At 70.5% G+C, this 22,018-nt stretch carries 16 protein-coding genes; 14 read left to right on the top strand and 2 right to left on the bottom strand.

Features of this window, described 5'->3' with window-relative positions; translation table 11 throughout:
* Positions 1-92 precede the first annotated feature (92 nt).
* Positions 93-1,724 carry a penicillin-binding transpeptidase domain-containing protein gene (locus tag OG496_RS25085; RefSeq protein ID WP_405972476.1) on the bottom strand — a complete coding sequence of 544 codons (1,632 nt, stop codon included), beginning with the start codon at positions 1,722-1,724 and terminating at the stop codon, positions 93-95.
* A gap of 232 nt (positions 1,725-1,956) precedes the next feature.
* Here OG496_RS25085 and OG496_RS25080 point away from each other — a divergent pair, with 232 nt between their 5' ends.
* Positions 1,957-2,679: a calcium-binding protein gene (locus OG496_RS25080; protein WP_405972475.1), complete on the top strand. Its 723-nt coding sequence runs from the start codon at positions 1,957-1,959 to the stop codon at positions 2,677-2,679.
* 10 nt (positions 2,680-2,689) lie between these two features.
* On the opposite strand, the gene OG496_RS25075 is transcribed toward OG496_RS25080, so the two are convergent.
* A complete protein-coding gene (locus OG496_RS25075; RefSeq protein ID WP_366496954.1) occupies positions 2,690-4,429 on the bottom strand; it encodes a phospholipid carrier-dependent glycosyltransferase in 1,740 nt (579 codons plus the stop codon).
* Positions 4,430-4,491: 62 nt separating this feature from the next.
* Between OG496_RS25075 and rsmI the strand changes: the two genes are divergently transcribed.
* The 13 genes from rsmI to OG496_RS25010 all read left to right on the top strand — a co-directional run bounded on the left by rsmI (position 4,492) and on the right by OG496_RS25010 (position 22,018).
* Complete coding sequence (gene rsmI / locus OG496_RS25070; RefSeq protein ID WP_405972474.1) at positions 4,492-5,352, top strand: 16S rRNA (cytidine(1402)-2'-O)-methyltransferase; 861 nt, start codon at positions 4,492-4,494, stop codon at positions 5,350-5,352.
* Between the two features lie 609 nt (positions 5,353-5,961).
* Positions 5,962-6,393, top strand: coding sequence for a hypothetical protein (locus OG496_RS25065; protein WP_405972473.1), 432 nt, complete (start codon positions 5,962-5,964; stop codon positions 6,391-6,393).
* A 47-nt stretch (positions 6,394-6,440) separates the two neighbouring features.
* On the top strand, positions 6,441-7,343 hold the full coding sequence (locus OG496_RS25060; protein WP_366496956.1) for a TatD family hydrolase: 903 nt from the start codon (positions 6,441-6,443) through the stop codon (positions 7,341-7,343).
* A 132-nt stretch (positions 7,344-7,475) separates the two neighbouring features.
* Positions 7,476-8,777 (top strand): ubiquitin-like domain-containing protein, encoded by a 1,302-nt coding sequence (locus tag OG496_RS25055; protein ID WP_405972472.1) that lies wholly within the window; start codon positions 7,476-7,478, stop codon positions 8,775-8,777.
* Between the two features lie 152 nt (positions 8,778-8,929).
* On the top strand, positions 8,930-9,859 hold the full coding sequence (rsmA, locus tag OG496_RS25050; protein ID WP_405972471.1) for a 16S rRNA (adenine(1518)-N(6)/adenine(1519)-N(6))-dimethyltransferase RsmA: 930 nt from the start codon (positions 8,930-8,932) through the stop codon (positions 9,857-9,859).
* A complete protein-coding gene (locus OG496_RS25045; RefSeq protein WP_405972470.1) occupies positions 9,856-10,785 on the top strand; it encodes a 4-(cytidine 5'-diphospho)-2-C-methyl-D-erythritol kinase in 930 nt (309 codons plus the stop codon). The genes rsmA and OG496_RS25045 overlap by 4 nt, the downstream gene beginning before the upstream one ends.
* A gap of 192 nt (positions 10,786-10,977) precedes the next feature.
* Positions 10,978-11,757, top strand: coding sequence for an MHYT domain-containing protein (locus OG496_RS25040; RefSeq protein WP_390166033.1), 780 nt, complete (start codon positions 10,978-10,980; stop codon positions 11,755-11,757).
* 394 nt (positions 11,758-12,151) lie between these two features.
* The gene (locus tag OG496_RS25035) at positions 12,152-14,146 is read left to right on the top strand and encodes a nitrate- and nitrite sensing domain-containing protein (protein ID WP_405972469.1); all 1,995 of its coding nucleotides are present in this window, start codon (positions 12,152-12,154) and stop codon (positions 14,144-14,146) included.
* Between the two features lie 229 nt (positions 14,147-14,375).
* Entirely contained in the window at positions 14,376-15,413 is a 1,038-nt protein-coding gene (locus OG496_RS25030; RefSeq protein ID WP_405976702.1) for an N-acetylmuramoyl-L-alanine amidase, read from the top strand.
* Between the two features lie 71 nt (positions 15,414-15,484).
* Entirely contained in the window at positions 15,485-17,287 is a 1,803-nt protein-coding gene (locus OG496_RS25025; RefSeq protein WP_405972468.1) for an ABC-F family ATP-binding cassette domain-containing protein, read from the top strand.
* Positions 17,288-17,477: 190 nt separating this feature from the next.
* Positions 17,478-19,211, top strand: coding sequence for a PQQ-binding-like beta-propeller repeat protein (locus OG496_RS25020; protein WP_405972467.1), 1,734 nt, complete (start codon positions 17,478-17,480; stop codon positions 19,209-19,211).
* Positions 19,212-19,257: 46 nt separating this feature from the next.
* Positions 19,258-21,099 carry a PQQ-binding-like beta-propeller repeat protein gene (locus OG496_RS25015; protein WP_405972466.1) on the top strand — a complete coding sequence of 614 codons (1,842 nt, stop codon included), beginning with the start codon at positions 19,258-19,260 and terminating at the stop codon, positions 21,097-21,099.
* 226 nt (positions 21,100-21,325) lie between these two features.
* Positions 21,326-22,018: a LuxR C-terminal-related transcriptional regulator gene (locus OG496_RS25010; RefSeq protein ID WP_405972465.1), complete on the top strand. Its 693-nt coding sequence runs from the start codon at positions 21,326-21,328 to the stop codon at positions 22,016-22,018.

The following is a 22,018-nucleotide window of genomic DNA, read 5'->3' as shown; positions in this document are numbered from 1 at the left end:
ATATCGGCCCTCAGCCCTCACACGCCCCAACGACGGGGCACACCTTAGAGTCCCGTCCTGTGCGGGTGAGTTCCCGTCTCACGGGGGTGAGTTCAGCCACCCGCCGCCAGTACCGCCCGGACGATCGGGCCCGCGGCGTCGATGCCGTGGCCGCCGTCCTGGGTCATGGCCGCCGCCGACACGTCGTCGCGGTAGCCGGTGAACCAGCTGTTGGACTTGGACTGCCCGTCCACCTCGGCGGACCCCGTCTTCGCGCCGATGCTGCCGCCGAGCCCGGACATGATGCCGGCCGCGGTGCCGCTGGTCGCGGTGCGGTTCATCATCGCCCGCAGCTGGGCCGTCGTACTCGCCGACAGGCCCTGGGCGGTGGCCAGTTGGCGGTCGTCGAGGCTCTGCGCGACGAGGATCGGCTGGCGGAAGGTGCCCGTCTTCGCGGTCGCCGTCACCGACGCCATGTTCAGCGGGCTCATCTGCACCTGGCCCTGGCCGATCAGGTTGGCCGCGGTGTCGGGGCCGCCGGACGCGGGGACCGAGCCGTCGAAGGACGGGATGCCGGTCTTCCAGTTGTCCCGGCCGAGCCCGAAGCGGTCCTCGGCCTCCTTGGTCAGCGAGTCCACCTTGACCGAGTCGGCGTACTTCACGAAGGCCGTGTTGCAGGAACGGGCGAAGCTGTCGGCGAGCGTGGCGTTCAAGTCCGGCTTGAGACCGGTCAGGTTGTGGAAGGTCTGGCTCTGCCACACCGCGTCGGGCGTGCAGGGCGCCGGGCCGTTCATCGTCGTGATGTCGTTGTCGATGAACGTGGCGGCGCTGATGATCTTCATCGTCGAGCCGGGCGCCAGCTTCCCCAGGAACGCGGCGTTGAAGCCGTCGTCGCGGTTGTTGGCGATCGCCAGCACCTGCCCGGTGCTCGGCTGCAGGGCCACGACGGACGACTCCGAGTACTTCGTCACGGCCTTCTCGGCGGCGGCCTGCACGCTCGCGCTGAGCGTCGTGCGCACCTTGCCGGGCTTGCCCTTCTCCAGGGTCAGCAGCGTGGTGTCGGCCGAGTCCGCGACGTCGTGCTTGATCGACAGCTCGATACCGGGCGTACCGCCCGCCTTGTCACCGTACTTGGCCCGCAGCTCGTCCAGGATCGGCCCGAGCGAGGGGTACTTCTCCTTCGTCACCACGACCCCGTCCCGGTCCACGGCCTCGATCGCCGGACTCGCGGACTCCCCGGTGACGAACGTGTCGCCGGTCTTCAACTCCGGGTGCACGACGGTCGGTTGCCAGTCCACGAGCGCCCGCCCGGTCGTCTTCCCGCGTACGACGGTCAGCCGACTCTTGTAACTGAGCGGCTGGGAGATGCCCTTGTACGACACCGTCGCCTTGACACTGAACGGCACGGTGGCCCCGCTCGCGGCACCGGGCGTGATCTTCACCTTCGTGATGTGACCGGCCCCGCTGTACGACTCCAGGACGAGGTCGGCGGCCGCGTCGTTGTTCGTGTACGACGAGGCGGACACCGCGTTCCCGCTCTCCCAGGCCGCGAAGAACTTCTTCGTCGTCTCCGTGACCTCGCTGCTGCTGGGCGGCCCGGTCTTCTTGGGCGACCCCCCACCGATCCCGTCCACCGCATCCGAACCCCCCAACGCGGACACCACGTTGAACGCCCCGTACCCCGCCCCGCCCACCATCACGGCGAACACACTGCCGATGACGGTGGCCTTTACCCCCTTGCGCATGCCCCTGTCCCTCCCCGTTATCAGTCCTTCGAACTGTAGGTGGCGTGGGGGAATGCTGTGAGGGGTGTTGCCTTTTGTTGTCCTAACAGAGATCAGCTGACTGAATCACACCCCGTGGCGAGCCACGTATGTGAACGTACGGCGAACGGTGGGGGATATCGGGCAACCGGGGGTGGGGGTGGGGGGTCGGTCGTGGTGCCGGGTCCGACAACCGGCCCATGGAGGCTGTGCGATGTTCTCCCGACTTGGCGGGCACCGGGTGGTGCGGGTCGCGGTGGTGGCAACTCTGGTGCTGGCCCTGGGAGTTGCGGTGCGGGTCGCGATGACCTCGGGACCCGCGTCTTACAAGGGGCCACCGGCCATCGCCGTGTCCGGCTACGAGCTCGTCTACGCGGCGGCCCCGGGTCAGGCCAACGACGTGACCGTCACCGAGACGTCGGAGGCCGACTGGACCACCCTTCACTACGACATCGACGACGTGGTCCCGATCGAGGCGGGGACCGGCTGCCGCCACCCCAGGGTCAAGGACCGCACCAGGGTCTACTGCACGGTCCGGATCAACGACATGGAGACGGACCCGCTCGTCACGCTCTCGCTGCGGCTCGGCGACGGCGACGACACCGCCGTCATCCACAACCGCACCTCCGGCAACCCCCTCGGCTACAACGAGATCTACCTGGGCTCCGGCGACGACACCTGGACCGGCACCGGACGCGAGGCCCGGCGCGTCCACGGCGGGAACGGCGACGACACCCTCACCCTCAAGGCGAGCGCGGAAGGGGACGCCTACGGCGACAACGGCGACGACACCCTCACCGTGGGCGCGGGCGGGAGCGGCTACGGCGGCAACGGCAACGACACGATCCATGTGAACGGCTCCGCGCGCAACGCCGACGGCGGGCCCGGGGACGACACGGTCTACGGGCCCGGCGCGAACGCCGTCCAGCGGGGGTGAGGGGCGGGCTCTACACCCAGGTGTCCAGCCACATCCGCGACCGCCACTGGTCGATGGGGATCGCCGTGCCCGTGTACAGGGGCCAGAAGTAGATGAAGTTCCACGTGACCAGGAGGACCAGCACGCCCGCCCCCACGGCGCCCGCGACCCGGCGGGTGTCGCTGGAACCCGGTGGGCCGATGACCGCGCCGATCAGCATGGCGACCGCGAGGCAGAGGAACGGGAGGAAGACGATGGAGTAGAAGAAGAAGATCGTGCGGTCCTGGTACAGGAACCAGGGGAGGTAGCCGGCCGCTACGCCGCAGGCGATCGCGCCCGCGCGCCAGTCGCGGCGGAACGCCCAGCGCCACAGGACGTACAGGAGCGCGAAGCAGGCCGCCCACCAGAGGAGCGGGGTGCCGATGGCGAGGACCTCGCGGGCGCACTTCTCGCCCGCGCTCGCCGGGCAGCCGTCCGAGCCCGGGGACGGGGACTCGTAGAAGTACGAGACCGGGCGGCCGTCGACCAGCCAGCTCCAGGGGTTGGACATGTACGTGTGCGGGGAGTGCAGGCCGACGTTGAACTCGTAGACCTCGTGCTCGTAGTGCCACAGGCTGCGCGCCCAGTCGGGCATGAAGTGGCTCCAGAAGCCGCCCTTGCCGGCGGTCGCGGCCCAGTTGCGGAAGTAGCCGCCGGTGCCGTTGGCCGGGGAGAGGATCCAGCCGAGCCAGGAGAGGAGGTACACCGAGATCGTGACCGGGATCATGATCACGACGAGGAACAGGTCGTACCTCAGGGCCGCGACGTACGGGCGGCTGGCGCCCGCGACATTGCGGGAGCCGACGTCCCACAGCAGCGTCAGCAGCATGAAGGCCGCCGCGATGTAGAGGCCGTTCCACTTGGTGCCGATGGCGAGTCCGAGCAGGAGGCACGCCATCCAGCGCCAGGGGCGCAGGCCGAGGAACAGGGTGTTCGCGATGTGGGCGTCGGGGCGGGCCCGGCCGTCCGCGTCGACCGGTAGCGCTGCCGCGAGTTTCGCCCGGACCCTGTCACGGTCCAGTAGCAGGCAGCCGAACGCGGCCACCACGAAGAACATCAGGATGCCGTCGAGCAGCGAGGTGCGGGCCATCACGAAGGCCAGGCCGTCGAGCGACATCATGACGCCCGCGACGCAGCCCAGGAACGTGGAGCGGAACAGGCGGCGGCCGATGCGGCACAGCATCAGGATGGCGAGCGTGCCGAGCAGCGCCGTCATGAAGCGCCAGCCGAAGGGGTTGAAGCCGAAGATCAGCTCGCCGAGGCCGATGACGTACTTGCCGACCGGCGGGTGCACGACGTAGGCCGCGTCCGTCGGGATGGGGATGTGACCGTTGTGCTGGAGGATCAGGTCGTTGGCGTTCTTGTCCCAGTTGACCTCGAAGCCGCGGTGGACCAGCGCCCACGCGTCCTTCGCGTAGTACGTCTCGTCGAATATCACCGCCTTCGGGCTGCCCAGGTGGTAGAAGCGCATCACGCCCGCCATGAGCGTGACCAGCAGCGGACCGCCCCAGCCCGACCAGCGGTTGATGCGGTCGACGAGCGCCGGCGAGAAGCCGAGCGCCGCCCACAGCCGCGGGCTGGGCTCCGCGTACGGCGGCACCAGCCGGTCGCGTACGTCGTTTCTGGGCCCCGCCGTGTAGCCGAATCGGCGCAGCCGCTGCTGCCACGACGGCCGCTGGTCTTGCGGGGCCTGCCCTTGCCGGGTGTCCGTGGAGGACGCGGTACTGGTCACCGCGCCATCGTAGGGAACAGGTCTGTGTGAGTCCCGCCTCTCTCCCCTGAGAGGATGGAAACGTGACAGTTGCTCCCGGAACTCTGGTCCTTGCCGGCACCCCCATCGGCGACATCGCGGACGCCCCGCCGCGGCTCGCCGAGGAGTTGGCGGGTGCCGATTTGGTCGCCGCCGAGGACACCCGGCGGCTGCGGCGGCTGACCCAGGCGCTCGGGGTGCAGCCCAAGGGGCGGGTCGTGTCGTACTTCGAGGGCAACGAGGCGGCGCGGACACCGGAGTTGGTCGAGGCGTTGCTCGGCGGCTCGCGCGTGCTGCTGGTGACCGATGCCGGGATGCCGTCCGTGTCCGACCCGGGGTACCGGCTGGTCGCCGCCGCCGTGGAGAAGGACATCAAGGTCACCGCCGTACCGGGACCGTCCGCGGTGCTCACCGCGCTCGCGCTGTCCGGGCTGCCGGTGGACCGGTTCTGCTTCGAGGGGTTCCTGCCGCGGAAGGCCGGCGAACGGCTGTCCCGGCTGCGGGAGGTCGCCGGTGAGCGGCGGACCCTCGTCTACTTCGAGGCACCGCACCGGCTCGACGACACCCTCGCCGCGATGGCCGAGGTCTTCGGCGCCGAGCGGCGGGCCGCCGTCTGCCGCGAGCTGACGAAGACGTACGAGGAGATCAAGCGCGGCCCGGTCGGCGAGCTGGCCGAGTGGGCCGCGGAGGGTGTGCGAGGGGAGATCACCGTCGTCGTCGAGGGCGCCCCCGAGAAGGCCGAGGAACTCGGTGCCGACGAGCTGGTACGGCGGGTCCGGGTGCGCGAGGAGGCGGGCGAGCGGCGTAAAGAGGCGATCGCCGCCGTGGCCGTCGAGGCAGGCGTTCCCAAGCGCGAGGTGTTCGATGCGGTGGTGGCGGCGAAGAGCGCGCAAAAACCCGTGTGAGGGCACACGGGCTCCCGGCGGGCGTACGGGAGATTCCCGCGGGGCGCACGCGGGATTCCTGCGGGGCGGTACACGCGAACTTCTGTCGGGCTTTGTGCGGGAACCGCTGTCCCGCCGGGCTTCGCGCAAGAACCCCCGCCTCGCAGGGCCTCGTGTGAGAACCCCCGTCTCGCCGAGCCTCGCGCGAGAACCCCGCCGGGGTCGCGCGGAAAACCCGTCTGACCTGCGGCGAACGTTCCTCTGAGCGAGGCGCGTCTCCCCTGAGCGCGCGCCCCATGGTGGGGCAAAGCGCGGTCACGAAATGCAAAGCCCGGACCGCCTTGACGGGGTGATTCGACAAGGAAAGTCCAAATCGCCTCCAACAGTCGACAGGACTGATGCGTTCGCCCTGCTGGAGGCGTCCACTGGATGAAGGGACGCACCCGTCCCTCGCCTCCAACGGGATTCCGGGGGGAATCCCCTCGCCGGGGGCGCCTAGGCCCTGCCGTCACATTCCCGTCTGCCCGGAGACGCCATGCACGCACCTGACGCCCCCGGGCCCGCCCTCCGGGCGGACGACGGGAATGTAACGACAGGACCTGGTCCAGCGGAAAGCAAGCAGGAGCTGGCATGAGTGAGATCGCAGGGCAGACCGGTGTCCGTGGCGCTGCCACAGCCGTGGTCAACGAGTCGTACTCCTTCGCCTGCATGCGGTGCGGGCACGGCTGGGAGCAGTCGTACGAGATAGAGCACCACGTCGACACCGACGGCCACCAGTTCGTGATGTACGTGGCGGAGGGTCAGGTCGTGCCGTCACCGCTCAGCCGGCCCGCCTGCCTCAACTGCGACGGGCATGTCGTGCGCATCATGCGCGCGGGCCAGGTGTCGTCGGTACGGGAGGCCGCGCAGCGGCAGTACCAGGCGCCGCGGCCCCGGTCGGCCACCGCAGCGGCGGAGAGTGCGGACGGCGATGACGCCGCCGTGACCCCGCTGCCGGAGCACAGGGACCACCACTGGCACCTGTCCGACCTCCTGCACCCGTTCCACCGCAAGGCGAGCTGACCGGCTCCGACGACCGGGCGGGCATGCCCCTTTCGTAGGATCGGGGCATGCCTTCCTCCAGAGACAGCGACAGCGGACGCGGCGGCGAGAAGAACGCGGCGCCGCCGCTCCCGGAACCCCTCCGGGTGGCCGTCGCCGACTCCCACACCCACCTCGACATGCAGTCCGGCACGGTGGACGAGGCGCTCGCCAAGGCCGCGTCGGTCGGCGTGACGACGCTCGTGCAGGTCGGCTGCGACCTGAAGGGCTCCCGCTGGGCCGCCGAGACGGCCGCCCGGTACGACGCCGTCCACGCGACGGTCGCCCTGCACCCGAACGAGGCCCCGCGCATAGTCCACGGAGACCCCGACGGATGGTCCCGGCAGGGCGCGCGGGTCCCCGGCGGCGAGACCGCCCTGGACGAGGCCCTCGCGGAGATCGACAAGCTGGCCGGACTCCCGCAGGTCAAGGGCGTCGGCGAGACCGGCCTCGACTACTTCCGCACCGGCCCCGAGGGCAAGGCGGCCCAGGAGAAGTCCTTCCGCGCCCACATCGAGATCGCCAAGCGGCACGGCAAGGCCCTCGTCATCCACGACCGCGACGCCCACGCCGACGTTCTCCGCGTCCTCAAGGAGGAAGGCGCCCCCGAGCGCACGGTCTTCCACTGCTACTCCGGCGACGCCGAGATGGCCGAACTCTGCGCCCGCGCCGGGTACTTCATGTCCTTCGCCGGCACCGTCACCTTCAAGAACGCCCAGGACCTCCGGGACGCGCTCGCCGTGGCCCCCCTCGAACTGGTCCTCGTGGAGACCGACGCGCCCTTCCTGACCCCGGCCCCGTACCGCGGACGGCCCAACGCGCCTTATCTCATTCCGGTCACAGTGCGCGCGATGGCGGCCGTGCGGGGCATCGAGGAGGACGCGCTGGCGACGGCGCTGGCGGCCAACACGGCGCGGGCGTTCGGCTATTGAGAGTCTTCACGACGCTTCAAGGCTTCATCGAACACAACTCTGGGTAGTCGCGTCGCTTTGGAGAGTGACGGTCACTCCGCTAGGTTCTGTTGGCCCGATCCGGACCCCCGTGGCCTTCTGGAGCGTGTCGGCGTGAGCAACTACGAGACCTACGAGACGTACGACCGCGGTGTGCGCGCCGACGCGTACACCGACGGACCCACCGAGGTGTACGAGGACACGTACCGACCCGCCTACGAGACGTACGAGCCGGTGTTCCCGCGTCAGGCGGGCACCGCGGAGCCGGAGAGCGAGCCGGCGGCACGGCACGGGCGGCGGCGAAGAGCCGAGCGCTCCGACTCCGGTTCCGCGATGCGCCGGCTGGTGCCGCAGGCGCTGGTCGTCGCGTTCCTCGCCGGCGGCACCACCGCCTTCGTCGCCAAGGACAAGGCGATCGAGCTGAACGTCGACGGAAAGCCGCGCACGCTGCACACCTTCGCCGACGACGTCACCGAACTCCTCGCCCAGCAGGGCGTCGACGTCGGCGCGCACGACGTGGTGGCCCCCGGCCGCGACGCGCCCCTCGCCAGCGGTGACGAGGTCGCGGTGCGCTACGGCCGCCCCGTGCGGCTCACCATCGACGGCCACCGGCGCGAGGTGTGGACCACGGCGCGCACGGTCGACGGAGCCCTCGAACAGCTCGGCGTACGGGCCGAGGGCGCGTACGTCTCCACCTCGCGCTCCCAGCCCATCGGCCGCGCCGGACTCGCCCTCGACGTCCGCACCGAACGCACCGTCACGATCATGGCCGACGGCCGCGCCCGTACGATCCGCACCAACGCGGCGACGGTCGGCGACGCGGTCCAGGAGGCCGGCATCGGCCTCCACGGCGAGGACACCACCTCGGTCCCGCCCGCCAGCTTCCCGCGCGACGGCCAGACGATCACGGTCCTGCGGGTGACGGGGACGCGCGAGGTCCGCGAGGAGGCGATCCCCTTCAAGGTGGAACGCACCGACGACCCCACCCTGTTCAAGGGCACAGAGGTGGTCGAACGCGCCGGCCAGCCGGGCCTCCGCCGGGTCACCTACACCCTCCGCACGGTCAACGGCGTCAAGGAGAAGCCGCGGCGGGTGGACGACGAGCTGGTGCGGGAGCCTCGCTCGCAGCTGGTGAAGGTCGGCACGAAGCCCATGCCCACCTCGGTCCAGGGCGCCGACCAGCTCAACTGGCACGGCCTGGCGACCTGCGAGTCCGGTGGCCGCCCCGGCGCGGTGGACCCTTCGGGGACGTACGGCGGCCTCTATCAGTTCGACACCCACACCTGGCACAGCCTGGGCGGGAGCGGACGCCCGCAGGACGCGAGCGCGGAGGAACAGACGTTTCGCGCGAAGAGGCTGTACGTGCGCAGGGGTTCGAGCCCGTGGCCGCATTGCGGGACGAGGCTGCACGGCTGAGGGATGAGGGATGAGGGATGAGGGATGAGGGATGAGGGATGAGGGATGAGGGCTGGGGGGCTTGGGGGCGCCAGCCCCCCCAGGGGCGCGGGGAACTGCGCGACCAGCCACGACGGCGCGGCAGACAAAATCGGCCCCGTAACCTAGGTGACGTGAGCAGCAACCCCGCCCCCGACGCCCTCCTCGGCCCCGCCGAAATCCGCGAACTGGCAGCCGCCCTGAACGTCCGCCCCACAAAACAACGCGGCCAGAACTTCGTGATCGACGCGAACACGGTCCGCCGTATCGTCCGCACCGCAGGCGTCCGCCCCGACGACGTGGTGGTGGAGGTCGGCCCGGGACTCGGCTCGCTCACGCTGGCGCTGCTGGAGGTGGCCGACCGGGTCACCGCCGTGGAGATCGACGACACCCTGGCGAGCGCGCTCCCGGCGACGATCGCGGCGAGGATGCCGGACCGGGCGGACCGTTTCGCGCTGGTGCACTCGGACGCCATGCAGGTGACCGAGCTGCCGGGTCCGGCCCCGACCGCGCTGGTCGCCAATCTGCCTTACAACGTGGCCGTACCGGTCCTGCTCCACATGCTGGAACACTTCCCGACCATCGAACGCACCCTGGTGATGGTCCAGGCGGAGGTCGCCGACCGGCTGGCAGCCCCGCCCGGTTCGAAGGTGTACGGCGTCCCGTCGGTAAAGGCGAACTGGTACGCCGAGGTCAAGCGCGCCGGCTCCATCGGCCGCACGGTCTTCTGGCCCGCCCCGAACGTGGACAGCGGCCTGGTTGCGCTGACCCGCCGCCCCGAGCCGCTGAAGACGACAGCCTCCAGGCGCGAGGTCTTCGCCGTGGTCGACGCGGCCTTCGCGCAACGCCGCAAGACCCTGCGGGCGGCGCTCGCGGGGTGGGCGGGGTCGGCGGCGGCGGCGGAGGTGGCACTGGTGGCCGCCGGGGTGTCCCCGCAGGCGCGCGGCGAGTCGCTCACCGTGGAGGAGTTCACGCGCATCGCGGAGAACAAGGTGGGCGAGGACAAGGCGTGCGAGGACAAGGCAGGCTCCGAAGAGGTCCAGCACAAGGAGTCCGGCAAGTGAGCGTCACCGTCCGCGTTCCCGCCAAGGTCAACGTCCAGCTCGCGGTGGGTGCCGCGCGGGCCGACGGGTTCCATGACCTGGCCAACGTCTTTCTCGCGGTCGGCCTCCACGACGAGGTCACCGTGACTCCGGCCGACGAACTTCGGGTCACCTGCGCGGGCCCGGACGCGGCCCAAGTCCCCCTGGACCGTACGAACTTGGCGGCGCGGGCGGCCGTAGCACTCGCGGAGCGGTACGGCCGTAGCCCCGCCGTGCACATCCACATCGCCAAGGACATCCCCGTCGCCGGTGGCATGGCGGGCGGCAGTGCGGACGGTGCGGGCGCGCTGGTGGCGTGCGACGCGTTGTGGGGTACCGGTGCCTCGCGGGCCGAACTGCTGGACATCTGCGCGGAGTTGGGCAGCGATGTGCCGTTCAGTCTGGTGGGCGGGGCGGCGCTCGGTGTCGGGCGCGGCGAGAAGCTGACCGTCCTGGAGACCGGCGGCACCTTCCACTGGGTGTTCGCGATGGCCGGGCGCGGGCTGTCCACCCCCGCTGTCTTCCGGGAGTTCGACCGCTTGGGGGAGGGGACGGACATCCCCGAGCCGGTCGCCTCCCAGCCACTCCTCGACGCGCTCGCGAAGGGCGACCCGGACGCGCTCGCCGCCGCCGTCTCCAACGACCTTCAGCCCGCCGCCCTTTCGCTCTTCCCGGAGCTCGCCGACACCCTCGCCGCGGGCCGCGCCGCGGGCGCCCTCGCCGCGCTCGTCTCCGGTTCGGGGCCGACGACGGCGTTCCTCGTCCGTGACTCCGGTTCGGCGGCGAAGGTGGCGGAGGCGCTGACGGCCTCCGGGACCTGCCGGACGGTCCGTACGGCGACGGGTCCGGTGGCGGGGGCGACCGTGATCGACCGATCTTCACGCGAGGTCCACGGAACACCCGCCTGACCTGCAAAAATACGCGTGTTCGGTGTAATCCAAACCACATTGATTTAATGTTCACCAATCGACCCCGAGATCCCTTTCGTGGCGTATGTCCCGCAGGTACGGCTGGCATGATCAGCCAACCCCGGTCCTCGTTACCGGCGGTACTCCCTGCGCGCGCGGTCTCGCCGCGCCACGCCCGAGAGGAACCTCCCCATGGGCCACATGGATCACTTCAGCGCGGGCTGGGTCACCCCGGTCCTCTCCTACGCGATGGCCTGCGTCGGCGCCGCCCTCGGACTACGCTGCACCGTAAGGGCACTTGAGGCGGACGGCGCCTCCAAACGGAACTGGCTGACCCTCGCCTCCGTCGCCATCGGCTCCGGCATCTGGACCATGCACTTCGTGGCGATGCTCGGCTTCAGCGTCGAAGGCACCCCCATCCGCTACGACGTCCCGCTCACCGTCCTCAGCCTGCTGATGTCCATCGGCGTGGTCGCCGCCGGCGTCTTCACCGCCGGCTACGGCCGCTCCCGCGTCACCTCGGTCGCCTTCGGCGGCATCGGCACCGGCCTCGGCGTCGCCGCCATGCACTACACCGGCATGGCCGCGCTCGACCTGCACGGCACGATCGACTACGACCCCCGGCTCGTCATCGCCTCCGTCGCGATCGCCGTCGTCGCCGCGACCGCCGCGCTCACCCTCACCCTGATCGTCCGCGGCCCGGTCCTGGCCACCCTCGCCGCCCTCGTCATGGGGCTCGCGGTCAGCAGCATGCACTACACCGGCATGTACGCCGTGAGCGTCGCCCTCGCGCCCAGCGGCGCGGCCCTGTCCGGCGCCACCGCCACGGAGTTCATCTTCCCGCTCGCGGTCGTGCTCGGCTCGTTCCTCTTCCTGGCCTCCGCGTACGTCGCCCTGTCCCCGACCGGCAAGCGCCACGAGTCGGCCTTCGCGGCGGAGCTGCTGCGCGAGGTCGAACTCGCCACGGTCTGAACCGACTTCGGCCGCCCTACGGCGAACACACCCGCCGCAACGGGAGAGTTCGGCGCCGCACACCCCGCGAGCCCGAACCGGCTACCGCCCGAACCGACTTCGACGACCTCTGCCGCAACAGCGCGCCCAGACAGCCGAGTCGAGGCAGGGCGCCGAACTCACCGAACTCACCACGGTCCGGGCCGGCTTCGGGTCTCCGCTCGCCCCGCGGCACCGGCTCCCGACTCCCCGGGACCCAGGCGCCGAACCGCCGCGCGATGCCGAACTCCTCACGACCCGAGCCGACTTCGGCACTCCCACACGGCCGCGACCCCCGGCACCCCGGGCCGCGACCGCCGTACGAACCGCCTCCGCACCCACCCCGCACCCCCGCACTCCCCCGAACGAGGTCCCCATGCGTGTCCTCCGCACGCCCGCCCGGCTGCGCCCCAGATCGGTCCGCGCGAAGATCGTCGCCCTGCTGATGCTGCCCGTCGTGTCCCTGATGGCACTGTGGGGCTTCGCCGCGGTCACCACCGCGTCGAGCATCGCGGCCACCGAGACCGCCAAGGACGTCAACTCCGAACTCCTCACCCCCGTAGCCGAGTTCGTCACCGCGGTGCAGGCCGAACGGACCGCCGCCCTGCGGCACGCGGACGCACCGGGCGCCTTCACGAGCACCACGAAGGCGACCGACAGGGCCGCCGCCGCGCTGCTCGACGGTGTCAACGCGTCCAGCTCCGACGCGGCGCTCATCGACTCCACGCTGCCGGGCCGTATCGACAAGCTGGAGGCGGATGCCGACGGCCTGGCGGCGCTGCGGGTACAGGCCACCGCCAAGGGCGCCAAGTCGACGGCCACGTACAGCGGTTACTCGGCGATCGTCGAGCACGGTTTCTCCGTCACCGGTGCGCTCACCGGCGACAAGACCGCCGCCGACGCCTCCGAGGCGCGCGTGGTGCTCGAACTGTCCCGGGCCCGCGAGGCCGTCGCCCGCGAGCAGGCGCTGCTCGGCGCCGCCCGCACCGGGGGCGCGCTGACGAAGGAGCAGTACGCGCTGTTCGTCGGCGCCGTCGCCACCCGGCGCGAGCTGCTGGCCCCCGCGGTCGCCGACCTCAGGGCCGAGCACCGGACGGCGTACCGCACGGTCCTCGACGGCACCGGCTACGGCCAACTCCAGGCGATCGAGAACCGGGTGAGCAGCGCGGGCCCCGGCTCCTCGGCCGCGTCCGCCGGCTTCCTCAAGGGCTGGGACGCCACCGTGAGCGGAGTCCTCAAGGGGCTCGGGACGGCCGAGACGAAGGCCGGTACGGGAGCCACGGCCGCCGCCGACCCGTTCGGCTGGGACACGCTCGGCGCCTCCGGGGTCGCCGTCGTGCTCGGACTGGTCGGCGTACTGCTGTCGCTGCTCGTCTCCGTGCTCGTCGGCCGCGGCCTCATCGTCGAACTCCTCGACCTGCGCAACTCCGCCCTCGAAGTCGCCGGCCGCCGCCTCCCGCAGGCCATGCGCCGACTGCACGCGGGCCAGGGCGTCGACATCGACGCCGAGGCCCCCATGCGCCGCCTCGCCGGTGACGAACTGGCCCAGGTCGGCACCGCCCTCACCGCCGTCCAGCGCGCCGCCCTCAAGGCCGCCTCCGAACGCGCCGAACTCCTCAGCGGGATCTCCGGGGTCTACGTCAGCCTGGCCCGCCGGAGCCAGGTCCTGCTCCACCGCCAGCTGGACCTCCTCGACGCGTTGGTGCGCAGACAGCGCGACCCGGCCGAACTCCAGGAGCTGTACCGCGTCGACTACCTGGCCACGCGCATGCGCCGGCACTCCGAGAGCCTGCTGATCCTGTCCGGGATCGCGCCCGGCCGCGGCTGGCGGGACCCGATCCCGCTGCCCGACATCCTGCGCGCGGCCGTCGCCGAGATCGAGAACTCGGCCCGCGTGCAGATCTGGGCCGTACCGAGGGTGTCGCTGACCGGCGGTTCCGTCGCCGACGTGATCCATCTGCTCGCCGAACTCGTCGAGAACGCGACCGCGTTCTCCCCGCCCAGCACCCAGGTGCAGCTGCGCGCGGCCCGGATGCGGGAGGGCGTCCTCATCGAGGTCGAGGACAGCGGCTTCGGCATGAAGGACGACGCGATGGCGGACGCCAACCGCAAGATCCAGTCCGAGAAGGTCGACCTCCTCGACGCCAAGCAGATCGGCCTGTTCGTGGTCAACCGGCTGCGCGAGCGGCAGGGCCTGCGCGTGGAGGTACGGCACTCGTCGAGCGGCGGGGTCACGGCCGCGGTGCTCATCCCCGAGACCCTGATGCGCGACGACATGCCGGTGGGAGAGCAACAGGCCGTGGGCGGACGGGGGTTGGCGCCCGCGTCGGCCCTGATCCCGCAGCAGCGGCTGCGCGGGGCCGGAGCCTGAGGCCGGACTCTTCCCGCCGTCCCCTTCTCTTCGCACCATCTCCACACAGATGTACCGCAATCGCTGTACAGGTGGGGCGGATGGGACGGATAGGTTCGTTTGATACTTCAAGTGCACTGCTGGAAAGGTCCGTTCCGTGTCCGACGCCCCCACACCGTCGTCCCCCACCCCGTCCCACCGCCGAAAGCGCTCCCTCTCGCGTCGCGGCGCGATCGGTGCCGCCGGAGCCGTGGCCGCCGGGGCCGCCCTGACCCCGGTCGTCTTCGCGGCCACCGACTCGGGCTCGGACTCCGCCTCCGACTCCACGAGCACCGATGCCGCCCCCGCCGGCACCAGGCCGGAGACCTTCCCGGCCACCCGTTCCGCCGCCGCCACCGGTACCGCCCCGGCCACCACCGCCTTCGCCGCGTCCTACGTCGGCCTGCGCTGGACCGGCGCCCAGGACGGCGCCGGCATCCGCCTCGCCGACGGCGACTGGCAGCGGACCGGCACCGGTTGCGCGACCGTCGACGGCGGCGGTACGGCCCTGGTCGCCGCCGACGAGGCCACCCGCTACGAGGTGAAGGCACCGGCAGGCGCGACCGACGTACGCACGGTCGCCATCGACTGCACCCGCGGCCCCGACCGCACCTTCCACGTGCCGTCCGAGGCGACCCGTGTCCGGGGTGTCCGCTACCTCTCGCGCCCGGCCTGGGGCGCCGACGAGTCGAAGCGGTACAAGGACGGCAAGGTCAACACGCCTGAGGCGTACTACCCGTTGCAGTCGATCACGGTCCACCACACGGACACCCCGAACGCCGACCCGGACCCGGCCGCGACCGTCCGCGGGATCTACGAGTACCACGCGGTCACCCTCGACTGGGGCGACATCGGCTACCACTTCCTCATCGACGAGGCGGGCGTCGTCTACGAGGGCCGCTACTCCGGCGACGACCTCGTCCCGGCCTTCGACAAGGACGGCAACCTCGTCACCGCCTTCCACACCGCCGGCTTCAACTCCGGCAACCTCGGCATCGCCCTCATCGGCAACCTCGTGGCCCAGCCTCCGACGGACGCGGCGAAGGCCTCCCTGATCCGCCTCATCAAGGTCATCACCCGCTTCAAGGGCCTCGACCCCCAGGCGAAGATCACCTACACCAACCCGGTGAACGGCGTGAAGAAGGACAACGAGACCATCAGCGGCCACCGCGACTGGCTCCAGACGGACTGCCCGGGCCAGACGATGTACGACCTCCTGGCCGAGGTCAGGACGGCGGCAGCTCACTGACCTGCACGGATCGTCAGCCTCCCGCCGCGCATTACTCTGGGAGGCTGACCGTCCCCCCTGTCAGGAGAGAAATGGCCGTCAACCTGGTCAATGTCGAGAACGTCAGCAAGGTGTACGGCACCCGTGCCCTGCTCGACGGTGTCTCGCTCGGTGTCTCCGAAGGGGACCGGATCGGGGTCGTGGGCCGCAACGGTGACGGCAAGACCACGCTGATCCGGATGCTCGCCAAGCTGGAGGAGTCCGACACCGGACGTGTCACCCACTCCGGCGGACTCCGCCTCGGTGTCCTCACACAGCACGACTCCCTCGACCCGGAGGCGACCGTCCGCCACGAGGTCATCCGGGACATGGCCGACCACGAGTGGGCGGGCAACGCCAAGATCCGCGACGTACTCACCGGACTGTTCGGCGGACTGGACATGCCGGGCTTCCCGCAGGGCCTGGACACCGTCATCGGCCCGCTCTCCGGTGGCGAGCGCCGCCGTATCGCGCTCGCCAAGCTGCTCATCGAGGACCAGGACCTGGTCGTCCTCGACGAGCCGACGAACCACCTCGACGTCGAGGGCATCGCCTGGCTCGCCCAGCACCTGCGCGAGCGGCGTTCCGCGCTCGTCTGCGTGACCCACGACCGGTGGTTCCTGGACCAGGTCTGCACGCAGATGTGGGACGTGCAGAAGGGCGACGTCTTCGAGTACGAGGGCGGCTACACCGACTACGTCTTCGCCCGCGCCGAGCGTGAGCGCATCGCCGCCACCGAGGAGACCAAGCGGCAGAACCTGGTCCGCAAGGAGCTGGCCTGGCTGCGCCGGGGCGCCCCCGCCCGTACGTCGAAGCCGCGCTTCCGCGTCGAGGCCGCCAACGAACTGATCGCGGACGTGCCGCCGCCGCGCGACACCAGCGAGCTGATGAAGTTCGCCTCCTCGCGCCTGGGCCGTACGGTCTTCGACCTGGAGGACGTGACCGTCCAGGCCGGGCCCAAAGTCCTTCTGAAGCACATCACTTGGCACCTCGGCCCCGGCGACCGCGTCGGCCTGGTCGGGGTCAACGGCGCCGGCAAGACCTCCCTGCTGCGCGCCATGGCCGAGGCCGCCCGCAGTGACGGCGACACGCAGCCCGCGGCCGGCAAGGTCGTCGTGGGGAAGACGGTGAAGCTCGCCTACCTCTCGCAGGAGGTGGCCGAACTCAAGCCCACGCTGCGGGTGTTGGAGGCCGTGCAGCAGGTGCGGGAGCGGGTCGATCTCGGCAAGGGGCGGGAGATGACCGCCGGGCAGCTGTGCGAGACGTTCGGCTTCAACAAGGAGAAGCAGTGGACGCCGGTCGGGGACCTGTCCGGTGGTGAGCGGCGCAGGCTCCAGCTCCTCCGGCTCCTCATGGACGAGCCCAACGTCCTCTTCCTCGACGAGCCCACGAACGACCTCGACATCGAGACCCTGACGCAGCTGGAGGACGTCCTCGACGGCTGGCCCGGGTCGATGATCGTGATCTCCCACGACCGGTTCTTCGTCGAGCGCACCACCGACAAGGTGTACGCCCTCCTCGGCGACGCGACCCTGCGGATGCTGCCGCGTGGCATCGACGAGTACCTGGAGCGGCGCCACCGTATGGAGGAGGTGGCCGCTGCCGCCGTCCCCGTCGTGGAGAAGTCCGCACCCGCCGTGAGCGCCGCCGACCAGCGGGCCGCGAAGAAGGAACTCCAGAAGATCGAGCGGCAGTTGGACAAGGTCTCCGAGAAGGAGACCAAGCTGCACGCGCAGATCGCCGACAACGCCACGGACTTCGCGAAAGTGGCCGAACTGGACGCCCAGCTAAGGGACTTGAGCGGCGAGCGGGACGAGCTGGAGATGCGGTGGCTGGAACTAGCCGAGGACGCGTGAAGGGTGCGTGAAGGCGCATAACGGGGTCATCACGGGCCGGTCCTCCCTTGGGAACAGGGGTGAACCGGCCCGTTCTTCATGGACAGCTCAGTGATAGAAAGAGCCGTCTGAGACCTGCTTGAACGCGCCTCCGGATCCTTCGCGAACCTCGGGGCGTGGCTAAAAATCAGTGAACGAGGGGGAGCCGCTGATGACTCAGCCGCCCGAACAGCCGCCGTCCGGCGGTTACGGAGTGCCGCCGAACCAACCGCCACAGCCACCGTCCGGCGGCTTCGGGGCTCCTGTTCCGCCGCAGCCCGGCTACGGCTATCCGCAGCAGCAACCACAACAGTCCGGCCCCTACGGCTATCCGCAACAGCCGCAGCAGCAGCCCGGCCCCTACGGTCAGCCGCAGCAGCCGGGGCCGTACGGCCAGCAGCCGCCCTACGGCGGGTACGGATACCCGCCGCCCTCGCCGCAGTACACCCCGCCGCCCCCCGGTGGTGGTTCCCGCAACCCCTTCAAGGGGCGGCCCGCGCTGGTGGTCGCGGCCGCGGTGGCGGGGCTGTTGGTCGTCGGCGGCACGGTGTGGGCGGTCACCAGCGGCGGTGACGACAAGAAGCCGGTGGCGGAGCGGAGTGACAGCCCCTCGCCCTCCGGCAGCAGCGCGGCCGACGACCCCGCCAACCCCGGTGACGGCAGCGGCGACGGCGGCAAGGACGCCGAGGACCTCAACGAGGGCCGCAAGTCCGGTGAGGCGAAGGTGCTCTGGTACAAGGAGGCGCCGGACGCGCCCGGTTCCGGCGCCGACGCCCCCGGCATGTGGATCACCGGCAAGACGGCGGTGAAGGCGGCGTACAAGGAACTCGTCGCCTACAACGTGGGCAACGGCAACCCGACCTGGCCCACGGTCACCTTCCCGCAGAAGATCTGCGCGGTCACCTCGCAGCAGTCGTCCGACGGCAAGATCGTCGTGGCGTACGAGAGCGGTGTCAGCGACAACGCCAAGTGCAACCAGCTCCAGCAGCTCGACCTGAACACCGGGGCGAAGGGCTGGACCGCGACCGTCCCGGACGGCGACCTCTTCGACAGCGTGCTCAGCATCGGGCTGTCCGTCACCGGCAGGACCCTGATGGTGGGCCGCTCGCAGTCCGGGATCGCGTACGACGTCGACACCGGCAAGAAGCTCTTCGAGAAGAAGAAGTACGGTGCGGCCTGCTTCCCGGGCGGGTTCGCGGGCGGCGCCAAGCTGATCTCGGTCGCGTCCTGCGGGGCGGGCTCCTCCACCGAGCACGACGAGGTGCAGGAGCTGGACCCGGCGACCGGCAAGGTCAAGTGGACCAAGTCGATCCCCAAGGGCTGGACGGTCGGCCATGTCTACTCCGTGGACCCGGTCGTCCTCTACATGACCGACTCGGACGACAAGCACTGGAACATCTCGACGTTGAAGAACGACGGTTCGGTCCGCTCACAGGTCGACTCCAAGGCCACGTTCGCGCCCACCTGCGGTTCGTCGTTCGTCGACAGCGACCTCCAGGGCTGCCAGGGCGTCGCCGTCGACGCGAGCACCCTGTACCTCCCGACGGACGCGACGACCGGCGCCAACCAGATCGTCGCGATCGACCTGGCCACCGGCAAGGAGAAGTGGCGCGTCAAGTCACCCGCGTCCGAGTCGATGGTCCCGATCAAGGTCGAGAGCGGCAAGCTCATCGCCTACGTCGACGCGTCCTACGGCGCGGGCGGCCAGGTCGTGTCCATCCCGACGGCCGGCTCCTCGCACACGACGACGAAGCTGCTGCGGATGCCGGCCGGCACCGCGCAGATCGAGTCCAGCTTCTTCTCCCGGGACATCGACTACGTCGACGGGCGCTTCTACATCTCGTCGACCCGGCTGAACGGCAATGACGACACGAAGGAGAAGTTGATGCTCGCGTACGGCAAGTGAGACCCCGACTTCTTCCCGTCCCGCCGTCCTCCCCGAGGTACTCGTCATGACCCAGCCCCCACCGCCCCCGCCGAACCAGCCCCCGCAGGGCGGCTTCGGCCCACCCCAGGACCAGCCCCCGCAGCAGCCCCCACAGCCCCCGCCGGGCTACGGCCACCCGCAGGCGCCTCCGGCCCAGCAGCCGGTCTACGGCTACCCCCAGGCACCCCAGCAGCCCCAAGCCCCCCAACCGCCCCAGGGACCCCCGCAGGCCCCGCCGCCCGGCTACGGCTACCCGGGCCAGCAGCCGAACCCGTACGCCCAGCCGCAGCAGCAACCGCAGCAGCCGTACGGTCAGCAGCCCAACCCCTATGGCCAGCAGCCGGGTTACGGCTACCCGGGGCAGCCGACCATGCCGCTGCACCCGCAGCCGGGCCAACCGGGTGGTGGCGGGCGGAAGTTCGGGGCACCGGCGGTGATCATCACCGCCGCGGTCGTGGCGATCGCGCTGATCGTCGGCGGCGGGATCTGGTACGCGTCCTCGTCCGGCAAGAAGGACGACGACACGAAGAAGACCGCGACCGCCGGCGGCTCCACGGGCGGCACGAACGGCAAGGGCGGCACCGGCGGCACGACTTCGGGCGGCAAGGAGAAGGTCCCGGCCGACCCGGCCTCCAAGGTCCTCTTCGAGGTCCCGATGCCCAAGGTCAGCGACACCATGGTGACCTCCGGCTCCTGGCTCACCGACAAGGTGTACGCCAAGAGCGGCAGCGCCGAGGTCGTCGGCTACAACCGCGACACGGGCGCCAAGCAGTGGACGATCAAGCTCCCCGGCCCGGTCTGCCAGGCCACGAAGCACACCACCACCGACGGCAAGACGGCCATCCTCTACGAGCCCGCCATGCCGACCAAGGACAAGCCCTCGCACGGCTGCAGCCAGATCGCGGCGATCGACCTCAACTCGGGCACCAAGCTGTGGACGAAGACCGCCAACTCCGGTGACCAGGCGATCAGTTTCGAGAACGTCACCGTCAGCGCGAACACGGTCGCCGTCGGCAGCACCGACGGCGGCGCCGCCTTCGACATCTCCACCGGCAAGGTCCTGTGGAGCCCGAAGGTCGCCGACTGCTACGACGCCGGCTACGGCGGCGGCACCAAGCTGGTCGCGGTGCGCAGGTGCGGAACGTACGACTCGCCCACCCTCCACATCCAGACCATCGACCCGGTCTCCGGGAAGGTGCTCTCGGACTACAAGATGGCCGAGGGCATCGAGTACGCGAGCATCGTGTCGACCGACCCGCTGGTCGTCGCGGCCGACGTCGGCGACAGCGCGGGCGACGGCAGCGGCATCTCGGACTTCTTCTCCATCGACAACAAGACGGGTGCGCTGCGCGCGCACATCCCGGCGCCGGGCAAGCAGTACGCGGCCCGCTGCGACGGCATCACGCGCGTCGAGTACTGCACCGAACTGGCCGTGGGCAACGACCGGTTGTACGTGCCCACCGAAGAACACGACGGTTCCGGCGACTCCTACAGCCAGACCAACGAGATCGTCGCCTTCGACCTCGCCACCGGCAAGCAGACCGGCCAGCGCGCCGACGCGGGCGACGGTTTCACGATCACCCCGCTGCGCATGGACGGCAGCAACGTCATCGCCTACAAGTCCCCGCCGTACGACAAGGGCGGCCAGATCGTCAGCATCGACGGCACCTCCTTCAAGGAGACCAAGCTGCTGGAGAACCCGAGCACGGAGACGGTACGGGGGACGGAGACGACCTTCCTCCCAGACTACGCGGAGATCCTCTACGCGGAGGGCCACCTCTACATGTCGGCGGTCTACGCGGACAAGCCGTCGTCATCGTCAACGGGCGACAAGGACCTGGCGATCGCCTTCGGCACAACCAGCTGACTCACCACGACCCCCAGGACCCCCACCACCCCCATCACTCCCGAATGCCAGGAATGCGAAAAAGTCCGTCGATCTGGGGCACTTCTCTCCAGTAGGGGCAGCGCAACGTCGAACAAGCGTGTAGCTTCCGGGGGCATGAAGAGCGGGGGTGCTGGGGGCCCTCTGTTCTTGGGGACCGGTGGGCATCCATAGTGGGCATCCATTGGGGGGACTGGGGGGTTGCTCGATGGGAGTGCGGCTGATGGTGGTCGACGACCACCGATTGCTCGCCGAGGCACTGGCCTCGGCACTGAAGCTGCGGGGACACCGGGTGCTGGCAGCGGCCGCACCCGCGGCGGGCGCGGCCGAGCTGGTGATCACCCGCGCCCCCGAGGTATGCCTACTGGGCACAGCGACACCGGCAGAACCGGGCATCTTCGACCCGGTGATAAAAATCAAACGCGAACGCCCCCAGGTGGCGGTCCTGGTCCTGGGCCCGGTCCCGAGCCCACGCGGCATAGCAGCGGCCTTCGCCGCAGGCGCGTCCGGCTACGTCCGCCACGACGAGCGCATCGAGGGCGTGGAGCGCGCGATCATGAAGGCGAGGGCGGGGGAGGCGGCGGTAGCACCGCAGCTGCTCCAGGGAGCCTTCAGCGAACTGCTCAACCCGGCAGCCCAACCCGATGACGAGGGCCAGCGGTTGTTGCAGATGCTGACGCCGAGGGAGGTCGAGGTCCTGGTCCGGGTGGCGGACGGCGAGGACACCCGCCTGATCGCAGCAGGCATGGGCATCGCCCCGTCTACGGCCCGCACGCATGTGCAGAGGGTGCTGATGAAGCTGGGGGTGGGGTCGCGGCTGGAGGCGGCGGCACTGGCGGCGCGGACGGGGCTGCTCGACAGGGCGGGGCCGGTGAACCATTCGGCGGGGCCGGACGCGTAG

The organism is Streptomyces sp. NBC_00988 (assembly GCF_045162645.1).
GTDB lineage: Bacteria > Actinomycetota > Actinomycetes > Streptomycetales > Streptomycetaceae > Streptomyces.
The sequence above is the reverse complement of the archived record's forward strand: the minus strand, read 5'-3'. Positions and strand labels throughout refer to the sequence as shown.

Excerpts from the sequence above, each read along its gene's own strand:
- OG496_RS25085 (WP_405972476.1), bottom strand. The coding sequence starts at position 1,724 with ATGCGCAAGGGGGTAAAGGCCACCGTCATCGGCAGTGTGTTCGCCGTG.
- OG496_RS25080 (WP_405972475.1), top strand. The coding sequence starts at position 1,957 with ATGTTCTCCCGACTTGGCGGGCACCGGGTGGTGCGGGTCGCGGTGGTG.
- OG496_RS25065 (WP_405972473.1), top strand. The coding sequence starts at position 5,962 with ATGAGTGAGATCGCAGGGCAGACCGGTGTCCGTGGCGCTGCCACAGCC.
- OG496_RS25060 (WP_366496956.1), top strand. The coding sequence starts at position 6,441 with ATGCCTTCCTCCAGAGACAGCGACAGCGGACGCGGCGGCGAGAAGAAC.
- OG496_RS25040 (WP_390166033.1), top strand. The coding sequence starts at position 10,978 with ATGGGCCACATGGATCACTTCAGCGCGGGCTGGGTCACCCCGGTCCTC.
- OG496_RS25035 (WP_405972469.1), top strand. The coding sequence starts at position 12,152 with ATGCGTGTCCTCCGCACGCCCGCCCGGCTGCGCCCCAGATCGGTCCGC.
- OG496_RS25025 (WP_405972468.1), top strand. The coding sequence starts at position 15,485 with ATGGCCGTCAACCTGGTCAATGTCGAGAACGTCAGCAAGGTGTACGGC.
- OG496_RS25020 (WP_405972467.1), top strand. The coding sequence starts at position 17,478 with ATGACTCAGCCGCCCGAACAGCCGCCGTCCGGCGGTTACGGAGTGCCG.
- OG496_RS25015 (WP_405972466.1), top strand. The coding sequence starts at position 19,258 with ATGACCCAGCCCCCACCGCCCCCGCCGAACCAGCCCCCGCAGGGCGGC.
- OG496_RS25010 (WP_405972465.1), top strand. The coding sequence starts at position 21,326 with ATGGGAGTGCGGCTGATGGTGGTCGACGACCACCGATTGCTCGCCGAG.